Raw genomic sequence first — 10282 nt, 5'->3', positions numbered from 1 at the left:
GACCTATCGCAACTTGACGCGGAAAAGATGGACAAGACCTCGCTCGCTGAGCCAAGCCGCGACGCTCGGGGTGAACGATCCAAGAGTGGCGCCTTCGAGTCCACAAGCGCGCAAGAAAGCGGCCACGTCCTCGGGAATGCCTCCCGCAGTCATCGTCTCCCAGATCTCCCGGTGTTCCGCTGCGATCCGCTTGATCTCTTCGGTCGCGCTTGCGGGATCCGCAGGTATGTTCTCCGCCAATTGCGAAACGCGCTTCTGCAACGAACGGATTTTGGCCACTGTCGACTGGTAGTCGGGAATCGCCGCGAGAGCGGACAGGATCTCTTCCGGCGCACGCTCGCTGTTCTCGGCGACATGACGTCGCCACGCGGCGAGAGAAACGCTTTGTGCCGCCGTCGCGACGCTCAAGAGGCGATCGATGAACTGGTACTTGAGATCGATGGCGGGATTCACGAGATTGTTCGGGTCCGAGCGCAGCGCAGTCAGAAGATCGGTCGCGCGCTTCCCGAGTTCGTCGCCCTCCTTTGGGACAAACGAAACGACGATTCCGGCTTTGCGGATCTTCGCCAGAGTCTCGGCCGACTCGCGAAGCTTGTCCGCGACAGGCGAGAGTTGATCGGCGCGCGTCTGCAAAGCTTTGGCTTCGCCGGCGGAGCGCTTCATTTTAGCGAACTGACCTATGTCCGCGACGAGTTTGGTGGTTCGCTCAAGCAGCACGGACAGGCTCCTCATCAGGCGGACTGAGATCGGAAAGACTGGTCTCAATGGCAATCAGCGAGCCTTCGGCGGACGCGATGCTGTCCTCGATCTTGTCGTTTTCCGTACGAAACTGCGCGACGAAAGATTGGAGATTCGTCTCTACGCTTTGTAGGAACGCTTCCGCCGTCTTTTTGAGCTCCCGACCTGCGGCCACGGCCGCGCGCCTTCCGCGTCCGAGATGAGGAAGGCATTCGGTACCGTCGACTTCGGCCAGCGCGCGGGCAGCCGCGATCGCGTCGTCGAACTGTACGCCGGCGAACGTTTCTATGGCGGAGGCGAATGCGCTCGAATTTCCGCCACCCGCTAAGCCGTTGTCGCTCGCGATTTCCTTCAGGTTGCGAACCGTCGTCAAGATGCTCGCTTTCGGCCGCGAGTCGCCGAATGCCTCGTCCATGTCCTTGAGCCAGGATAGACGGAGCGTGCATTCCGCAAGCACGGCCGCCTCCAGCGAGGATCTGGCGTCCAAGTAGAGCTTGCTCAGCACCGCGTAGTCGCCCTTCTCGTCGGCCGGAGCATCGAGCATCGGCATCCATTTCTGAGTGCGCAGCGTGCGGATCGTCGACGCGGCGATGCGCGGATCGATCATCGCGCCGACCCGACCTCCCTTCATGAGGGATATCTGGGCGCGGACGATATCGAAGAGCTTTTCGCGTTTGCTCCACAGACGATCATGCAACGATCGCAGTTCCGGCGCCTCGCAGGGGCTATCGGGCCATTGCCCGAGCGCAGCGTCGACTATCTCGCTCGTGGAGGAGTCGGGTTTGATCTTTCCGCCGATGGCGGCGCCCAGGCAAAGGAGTTCGAGCGCCGCGCGCGGAGCTTCCCAGTTGCCCCGGGGGCCGGTGATCTCCCGCAGTTGCCTCTCGACGTCGCCCGACCAATCTTCCAGGCAGTCGAGGAAGGCCGCGAGCATTTCGGGCCCTTGGTCGAAGTCCCAGTTGAACTGCTGCCTGCCCGCCCGCAGAAGTCCGATGAGAGCGAGGCCCGCCTTGTCCGGATCGACGTCGCCCGGCACCGAAAGCTTCACGCGGACGGCACCGGACTTGATCGAGGTGGTCCCCGTGGTCGCGCGGTCGAAATTGACGCTTATGCGTTGAAAGTGCTTCGACGGCCCGAGAAAAGTGCTTCGCTCCAGCCCGAGCATATCCCAATCGATCGTCTCGGAGACCGCGGGGAAGATCGCTTCGCGGAGCGTCTGAGCGACCCTTTGATCCAGACTTCCGCCGCGCAGCCATTCGTTGATGGCCGCTTCCTCGAGATCGACCTTCGGCGACGTCGACTCGCCGGGCGACGGAACGACGGCGGGCTGTTCCTTGATCACGAGGTCGCCGGGTATCTCGGGAATGTCGAATACCTTTCGCAGACCGGCGGGAAGATCCACGAGTTTGCCCGTTCCGTCGTAGAACTCGAGGAACGGGATCACTCTGTCGGCGAACTCGGCTCCGACGTTCTTGAGCCGACCGCGATCGTTGACCTTAAGCGCCTCCATGCCGAGCTTTTCGACGAACTGAATCGACGGAAAATGGCCCGTCTTGATTGCCGTCTCGTTTACGTCTAGCACCTCCGCCAGAACCTCGTTTTGCAGAATGCGGGGATTCATGGTTTCGGGCTTGGATCGGTGGACTCGACCCGAGGCGTTCTGCAAGGCCGTCCGCGTGAAGGGGTAAAGCCCATATCCCTCGACCTCGCCGAAAACGGGATGGCATTCGGGACGGTAGCCGCATGTCGAACACCTGCTCGGTGGATTCTCTCCAGGCTCGGCGGCATCGCTCCAGTCAGCGATCTTCTCCGTGCCGAGCCGCACTGCATTGAGGTACCGCGCCGCGAATTCGCTCAAGGCATCTTCTTGAGCCCCTTCGCCGTCCCGCTTCCTTGCCGCCGAACGATCCATGTCGATGACGTGCGTCGTCCGCATATAGGCGGTCTCCGCCACGCTCTCGAAGAAACCCGTGGTCACCGCGATCGCGGACCGCATCCTGCAGTAGCTCCCGTCTCCCTGGTTCGTGATTGCCTGCAAAAGAGCGCGATCGATTCCCTGCAGCCGCGCGAACTCCTCGACCAAGAGCACGAGTTCGCGGCCCTGCTTCTTCAGATGCGTGCGGAGGCGGCCCATGAGTTCCTCGACGCGGTCTCCCGAGAAGCTCAGGGTCCGGGACGTGGCTTTTCCCAGATTGCGGTTGATAATGCGAAGAGCCATCGGATACGTGACGCCCGGCTCGAGGTCGATGACCTTGAGCGCGTCCTTTGCGTTCTTCGATGCATTGACGAAGTCCATGCCTCCGAGAGGCATGTCCTCGATCTTGAAAGAGTGCCGCTTGTCGGGGCGGTTGCTGGCACTGGACGGAGCGAAGATGTGGTCGACGATCTCCGCCACGATACCGTCGTTCTTGAGGAAGTGAGCCTGCCGCATGTAGGGATCTTGGAAGATGTCCGGCAGATGCCTGATGAGGGCATCCTCGAGTTCTGCGTTGCCGTCCTTCTCCGCAACGACGTCTTCCCGGATGGTATGGGCGATGTCGTTCAGCAGTTGTTGCTTCTGTCCGTCCGGTGTCGCCGTCCCGTCGCCGGCGCGGTTCAAGGTGTCGCGAAATCCCTGCTGCTCGTCCCCCGGAAGACGATCTATAATCATCTCGACGATCGCCCTGAGACTCGTGCCCGACTTGCGGACGACTAAGACCATGCGTCTCTCGTCGTCCTTCATGTTGAGGCGCATCCAGTGGATCAGATGTGACTTGCCCGAACCGGTTTCTCCCAGCACGACGGCGAGGATGTGCGGTCGGTCGTCTCGGAGGAATTCATCGAGAAACGCAGGCGGCGTCATGTCCGCGTAGGATGCGGGCGACGCGACAAGTTCTTGGAAGGAAGTCCCAACTGGCGGACTTACCTTGAGAGTCCAGTCCGTATGCACCGCTCGGAAAAGCGAATCCGGCATGTGCTCGGCGAACGGATTGATGATCCGGCGGACCTCGGAAGGATTCCAACAGACGACGTTCTTCATTTGGCCACTCCCAGGCGAACGTGGCTGACCCTCCGCTCGGAAGTTCCCAACGGCATGATGGCCGCGGGGGCGTCGGCGCGAACGATGAGCGCTATCCGACCGCTCGTGTGCAGCCTCTGCAGCGCCAGGCTTGTAGCGACCGAAAGACGCTTTTCGCTCGACTGATTGGGGACCGCGCTCGACCAATCCTCGACCTCGCGGCGCACGTCGCCCCCTTCGAAGACCGGATAGATGCGCGCCAATCCGGCCAGCATCGCGTCGATAGGCAGTTCTTCGTCCTCGCCAAACACGTTCGGCAGGACGTCCCGCATTGCGTGCATCGGGTCCGGAACGACCCACTTCGATTCCTTGCTGCCGGTCGTCGTGGCGAAGCCCAGGAAGCGCGCCCAATAGACGAAGTTTTGCCAGGTGTTGATGTTCGTCAACTCGGTCCGATGCGCATGCTCGCCCAGATCCTTCGTGATCTCCGATTGAGGGGGAGCACCGAAGGCCATCGGCACGAGCGGATTTTGTCTCAAGAACCAAGCGAGCGCCGTCATAAATCCGCGTTGTCTCGCCTCCTCGGCCCGCTTCGGGTCGAACAGGATCCTGACCAGATGCGACTTGAGACGAGCTTCCGGATCGCGCTTCGTCCCCTTGCTGCGCGCCTCTTCGCTTACCTTTATCCGCTCTTCGTCCTCTTCGAAGATGCCCAGCAGCTTCGCCTCGCGGAGAGTCGAACTGAAGAGCGTCGTCGTTCCCTCGCCGTCTTCGCCCGCTCCGCGGCCATGGAGGGAAGGCGGCGTAGCCAGGCTCTCGAAACGCTCCTTCCGTTCGCCCGTCGGATTGGCGAGCAGAGAAGCGTAGAGTGCGAGAACTCTGCTCGGGACGGCAGGTGCGGTCGTGATGATGCTCATTCGGTCACCTTTGCGCTGAAATGATCCAGCCCCAGGACCCGTCCGCCAAAGACGTCGGCTAGACGGCGACCGTCGAACGACATCTGCCGTTCCGGGGCGACGAAGACACGCGGGAAATCCCGGTTCGCGATCAAGTTCACCTCGTGGAGGTGCGATCCGGGCGCGACGAGGACTATTTCGGGCCCCCGGGGGAGCCTCGAATACACCAGACTGTCGAGGCGACTTACGAAGAACGGCGTCCTTTCCGCGAACTGGAGAACGCGATCGAGATCGAAGGGCGAGGATCCCAGGACGAGAAGTTTGACGAGACCGATCGCGGAAAGCTTTTCGACCGAATCGGCCAGATGCCGGTTGGTCTTTCTTCCTACTGCGTCCGGATCGTAGGTCACGAGCAATCTGCCGTCCCCACCCAGAAGGCGAACGAGATCAGGATGCATTGGAAGCGAGGGCCATGGCGACCGCGGTTCGCCGACGTGAACGGTACGTTGACGGAGATCCGGATCGCGCCGACAAACATGGCATCGGCTGCACTCGATCCCTATCCTGTCCTTTCCGTAGAGCTTCGCGAGGACGGTTGCGGGACAGTCCTCGCCGGAGAGGAAGACCTCCATCAACCGCAGGTTTCTGTCCCTGGCTTCCGCGCTGGCCGCCCGGACTGGCTGCACCAACTCGTCCCAGATATCCCTCTCCAGGTGTCCTTCCTCAAGGATTTCGATCTCGAGCCAGTCCCCTTCATCCGCCAACCGATGGCCGGGACTTCCTCTCATGTTCAGGATCCGGGCGCGGGACATGAGTGCGAGCGTCCTCAAATTCCAGTCGGTGTTTCGATCGCCGAACATGTCGATGTCTTCCGGGCTGGTGCCAGGCCGCCCGTCGGCCCGGACCGCGTATCGTCCGCCCGGCAGCGCCACCTTGTTCTCGAACATCGAAGTCCAGCGCTCAAGACCACGGGAAATTCCTATGATGCTCTCCCGATTGATCCGCTGCGCGCTGGGCAGATCGCTGTGAGCCGGAACGATCAATGAAAGCGAGGCACAGCCGTCCCGACCACCTCTTCCCACCTCCTGGTAGAAGCGGTCTAGAGTCTCCGGGATGCAGGCGTGAACGACGCTTCGCGCGTGGGCATAATCGATGCCGAGACCGAAAGCCGACGTTCCGACAACGACATCCAAGGCGCCATTGCGCCACTGATCCACGATCTTTTCGCGGTCGTCCCGCCGCGTCTGTCCGTGCAGCTTAGCAACCCGTCCGAAGCCCGCTTCCCGCAAGCGGACGTACCAAGCGTCCGCATCCTTCACTTCGGTGACGTAGAGGACGGCCGGACGCGGCACGTGGTGCATGGCTTCAAACACGCGCTCCACGCGCTCCTCCACGTGCGTCCTTCGGGCGATCCAATAGTCCGGCTCCGGACGAAGTTGGACAGCGGCGAAGCTGACGAAATTCTCGTCGCCACCGAAGAAGAGCTTGAGCGTCTCGAGCGAACTTTCGGTCAACGTCGCGGACAGCAGTATCGTCCGCATCCTGTGTTCGGGAGCCATCACCGACATCAGTTCGCGACGGACGCCGCTCAACTCCTGGAATTCGGTGCGGAACCCGGTACCCCACTGGTCGACGAGGTGTGCTTCGTCGATCACCATCGCGCGAAGGTAACCGCTTTCGGCCGCCTTTTTGAGCGACGATCTGAGCGCTCCGCACGCCGCTTCGGGCGACGCGAAACAGAGACCTTGCGTTCCGTCAGCGATCCGCTGCGCGATCTGTGCGTTACGCGCGTCGTCGCCACCCTGATACGCCAGAGGCGGCGTCAGATTGCAGATCGCGACGGCCTCGATCTCATGATTCACGCCGAGAGCGACCGTCGGCACGATCACCAGCGTAACACCCTTTCCCTCGACCGGCCTGGAGCCGACGAAGCCAACCGTGTGCGCAAGTTGGAAGACAAGGCTCTTTCCTTCGCCGGTGGGAAGCGCCACGACGATAGTGCCGCCGGCCGGAGTAGACAGCGCACTGCGGACGGCAGCCCGTTGACCGGGGCTCCGGTAGGCTTCTCGGCCAACGGAGTTAAGCAACGGATCGCCGTCGACCGGTTCGCTATCGAAGAACCGACAGCGGCTCTCCGAGGAGGCGCGGCCGTCCACTCCTTCCGGTCCGCGCGTTTCCAACCATGCGGGCGACCAAGGAACGGCGCGAACGGAGAACCTGTCGGCGTCGGCCCGCGCATCGATTCCGATCCGCCGCCATTGCTCGAATCCGACGAGTCGTGGATGCCTGAGAACGACTGTCGGCGAGATCGCATGCTCCCGACGGCCGAATTCGTGAATGAGCGCCTGCCGCAACAGGAGCGCGATATCCAGCGGACTTGCGGCCTGCGGCTCCTCCGTCAGCGCGATGCGCAGCCTCTCGATCGTCTGCGATTTCGCCGACCAATCCGTGCGCATCTCGCCCGCAAGCAGAGCTTCGAGCGCCGCGAACGCGGCGTGCCCTTCAAGCCCGGCCATTTCGCGCCTCCCTCGGTCGATCGCGAGCAATGACGAAGCAACCGATGGCGTCGACGCGCATCGCGGGCGCCTTGACGCTCGCGACGACGCGTTCGGCCGCGTCGAGATCCGCGACCGCCGAATTATCTCCATCGGCGGATCGTCGATCGTACACGGCTCTTCGCCGCCGGAGATCGGCGGTCGCGGCTTCGCCCGCCGCGTCGATCTTGCGAATGAAATCCGGGCTGCAGCTCACTGTGGAATAGGCGGCATCCCGGACGGCGCGACAGCAATGCTCGAACGAAGCAGCGTCGATAACGGCGGCGAGGAGTGCGGGCCTGCTCCCGAGATTGATATCGGCCGCATCGGAATCGTATGGCCGGGATAGAACCTCGATGACTCTGCGGTCGGTCACCGGCGACGCGCTGCTGTCGAGGAAAAGCGTAATGGTGAAGGGCGTGAGGTAGCGCTGCGCCTTTCGGAAGAGTGCGCGCTCCGAAGCGGTCGGATTGGAAAGGTCGCCGATCTCGATAGCTGGCTCGACGATGAGAGTGACCTTGAAGGCGAGCCATGGATCGTCCTCCCAATTGGGGTCAGTCCGCCACGTCGCGAACGCGGTACCTCGGTCGTCCCATTTGGTATAGCGCTCTATGGCGTCCATGATCGGCGTACCCGGACGGAGGAGCGTGACGTCCGGACGCGACGACGCGATACGCCGCCGCCAGGTCAGGGCCTTCGGCGTTTCCAGCCCGAATGCCGCAAGCCAAGGAACCAGAGGAACGAGAGTCTGGGAGTCGGCCGCCAAGTCGAACGGGTCGCGGTCCGGACGGGCATGCGGGTGTCTCGACATCTGCAAAACGCCGAGCAGCCAGGCTTGCATGCCGTTTTCGAGAACGTCCTCCTTCTCTTCGGCCTCTTCCAGGGTTTCGACAAATTCCTCTATCGGTTGCTCCGCGATCGCCAGCCGATCCAGAGCGAACTGCTCGTCTTGTAACCGCCGTTCGTCCTCGATCCGAGCGCGGATCGTCTTGGCCGAATCCGGGACTGCGGCGGGACCGTCCGAGAACAGCGCGACGAGGACGTCGCGCTCGACTTCTTCAAGTAGAAATTGGACGTCGCTGATGGATCGATGGAAGATTCCGAATCCATCGGCCAGAACGCGCTGCCACTCGGACCAAGGGCCGCCGTCGTCGTCGGACGGAACCAGGATGCGGTGCCTGATCAAGGACTGGCGGCGGCCGAAGCGGTCCAATCGGCCGATGCGCTGCTCCATACGCGCGGCGGAGAACGGCAGATCGAGATGAACAATCGCATCCGCGATATTAAGGTTCAGCCCCTCCTCGCCGCCTCGATCTAGAACGAGCACTGCGGCTCGTCGCGAAGCCAGAAATCGCGAAACCCGATCGTCGCCGCTAGCGGCCGGCGCCGAGCCGACCGACAGCAGGCAATCCACTTCGTCGGACCGTTCGGCCAGCATCTTATGGAAATGGACGGCCGCCTCGGTCGAGGATGAAAATGCGACGACCTTGGGATGGGAGGTCGCCGACGAGAGCGTCTTGATGAGTCGCTCGGTGCTCTCCACCGAGACCGACATTCGCGCCGTCTCGTCCGCGTCGCGCTCGGCGATGGACAGGAGGGCGTCCAGGATTTCCCGCTCTCCTTCGAACACCGGCACGAGCGCAGCGATCGCCTTCCGGAACGAGGCGAGATCCACGCCAATGGCTTCGATTATGTCCCTATAGCGCCGGGCGAGCGCGACGATGCGGCCGCGATCGGACGGGTCGGCGGCATCGAGCGCCGTGAGCCGCCATTCCTCGATCGTGGCCTGGAGTTCCGAGATTCGATCGTCGGTATCCGCTTCGAGGCGGACGTGCGACAGATCCGGCGAACCTTCCGAGTGCGGGCCGCGAGGCATGAACTCCCAGCCTTTCGCGTCGGCCCGCCGCGATCTGATCAACCGCTGGTGGATTCGATAGCTTTCCGCTATGTGTCCCCTCAGTTGCGTGCACAACTCGGCCCAAAGCCGCTCGTCCGTACGGGTGGCTTCGATCAGTCGCGGCGCTAGATCGTCCACGATGGAATCATCGGGGAACAAACGTTGCGCCTCCAAAGCCCGCTGCCTGATCACCATGGCCGGGCTCGTCGGATCCAGTCCGAGCAGGAGCCGACCGAACTCGCGGCGTTTCGCGAGCTTGGTCTCGAATCCGGCCAGATCGTCGATGGGATGACTGACGGGATCCAGCAGGTTCAGCAGAGCCAGGAAGCGTTCCGGATCGCCGAGCGCCGGCGTCGCCGACAAGAGAAGTAGTACCTCGCATTCGCGCGAAAGCGCCTCGAGGCGCGCCGCGCTCGCAGCGAGCGGGCCCTCCTTCAGGCCCACCAGGTGATGGGCTTCGTCCACGACCAGAACTTCGGGTGACCGTTCGACGGAAAGCAAGTCCTCGTGGGCGAGCAATTCGATCGCCCCTTCGAATTGGTCGAGCCTTATCTTGTTCAACAGTTCCGACCGCCATTGTTCCAATAGTCGGGACGGCACCGCGATTGCCACCTTGGTCGAAGGTTCGTCGATGAGATGTTGCCTTACGACCAGACCAGCCTCGATGGTCTTGCCGAGTCCGACCTCATCGGCGAGCAGATAGCGCTGGATCGGATCGGTCAGGATGCGGAGCACCGCCGCGATCTGGTGCGGTACGAATTCCACGCTGGCGGACGACAGCGCGGAGAGACCTTGCGAGGCTCCGCGCAGGTTCGTCAGCACCTCGACGGCGGCATGACGCCTGTCGTGCAGGAATTGGCTTTCCGCGCCGCCGGCGGCGAGCACTTCGGCGGGATCGTCCGGCGCGTTCCAAGGGCGAACATGGAGGTCGACTTCCGAAAGGTCCGCGATGCTTCCGTTAGGAAACCGAACTTCATAGTCGATCAGCCCGTCGTCGCGTCGGAAGTACCGCGTGACTCTACCCAAGCGAAAAGTTTCGCTTGTGCGAACGTAGACACGGGTCTGACGGCTCAGGAATCCACGTTTGAGTTGATCGAGCGGGATGGTCAGCCGCACAGAGCGCGTTATCGATCGGAAGACGGAGACGACGCAGTATCCGTCTGATTCAGATACAAGCTTACCTATCCCGCTACGCCCTGGCAGTTCGACAAGCATTCCC

Annotated in this window: 5 protein-coding genes; all 5 read right to left on the bottom strand. The window is 62.4% G+C overall.

The window, feature by feature from the left end:
• Positions 1-3: 3 nt before the first annotated feature.
• From ACQR2C_RS14190 to dpdE, 5 genes are read right to left on the bottom strand one after another with little or no spacing between them, the layout of a single operon-like run.
• Entirely contained in the window at positions 4-717 is a 714-nt protein-coding gene (locus ACQR2C_RS14190) for a hypothetical protein (protein WP_434881392.1), read from the bottom strand.
• Positions 707-3757, bottom strand: coding sequence for a protein DpdH (dpdH, locus tag ACQR2C_RS14185; protein ID WP_434881391.1), 3051 nt, complete (start codon positions 3755-3757; stop codon positions 707-709). Before dpdH ends, ACQR2C_RS14190 begins: the two co-directional genes overlap by 11 nt.
• Positions 3754-4653, bottom strand: a complete 900-nt coding sequence (dpdG, locus tag ACQR2C_RS14180) for a protein DpdG (protein WP_434881390.1) — start codon at positions 4651-4653, stop codon at positions 3754-3756. The genes dpdH and dpdG overlap by 4 nt, the downstream gene beginning before the upstream one ends.
• A complete protein-coding gene (gene dpdF / locus ACQR2C_RS14175; protein WP_434881389.1) occupies positions 4650-7148 on the bottom strand; it encodes a protein DpdF in 2499 nt (832 codons plus the stop codon). The genes dpdG and dpdF overlap by 4 nt, the downstream gene beginning before the upstream one ends.
• Positions 7135-10278: a protein DpdE gene (gene dpdE, locus ACQR2C_RS14170; RefSeq protein WP_434881388.1), complete on the bottom strand. Its 3144-nt coding sequence runs from the start codon at positions 10276-10278 to the stop codon at positions 7135-7137. The genes dpdF and dpdE overlap by 14 nt, the downstream gene beginning before the upstream one ends.
• Positions 10279-10282: the final 4 nt, after the last annotated feature.

Origin of the sequence: Bradyrhizobium sp. HKCCYLRH3061 (genome assembly GCF_051168015.1) — a bacterium.
Taxonomy (GTDB): domain Bacteria; phylum Pseudomonadota; class Alphaproteobacteria; order Rhizobiales; family Xanthobacteraceae; genus Bradyrhizobium.
This window is presented reverse-complemented; position numbering and strand designations above follow the sequence as displayed.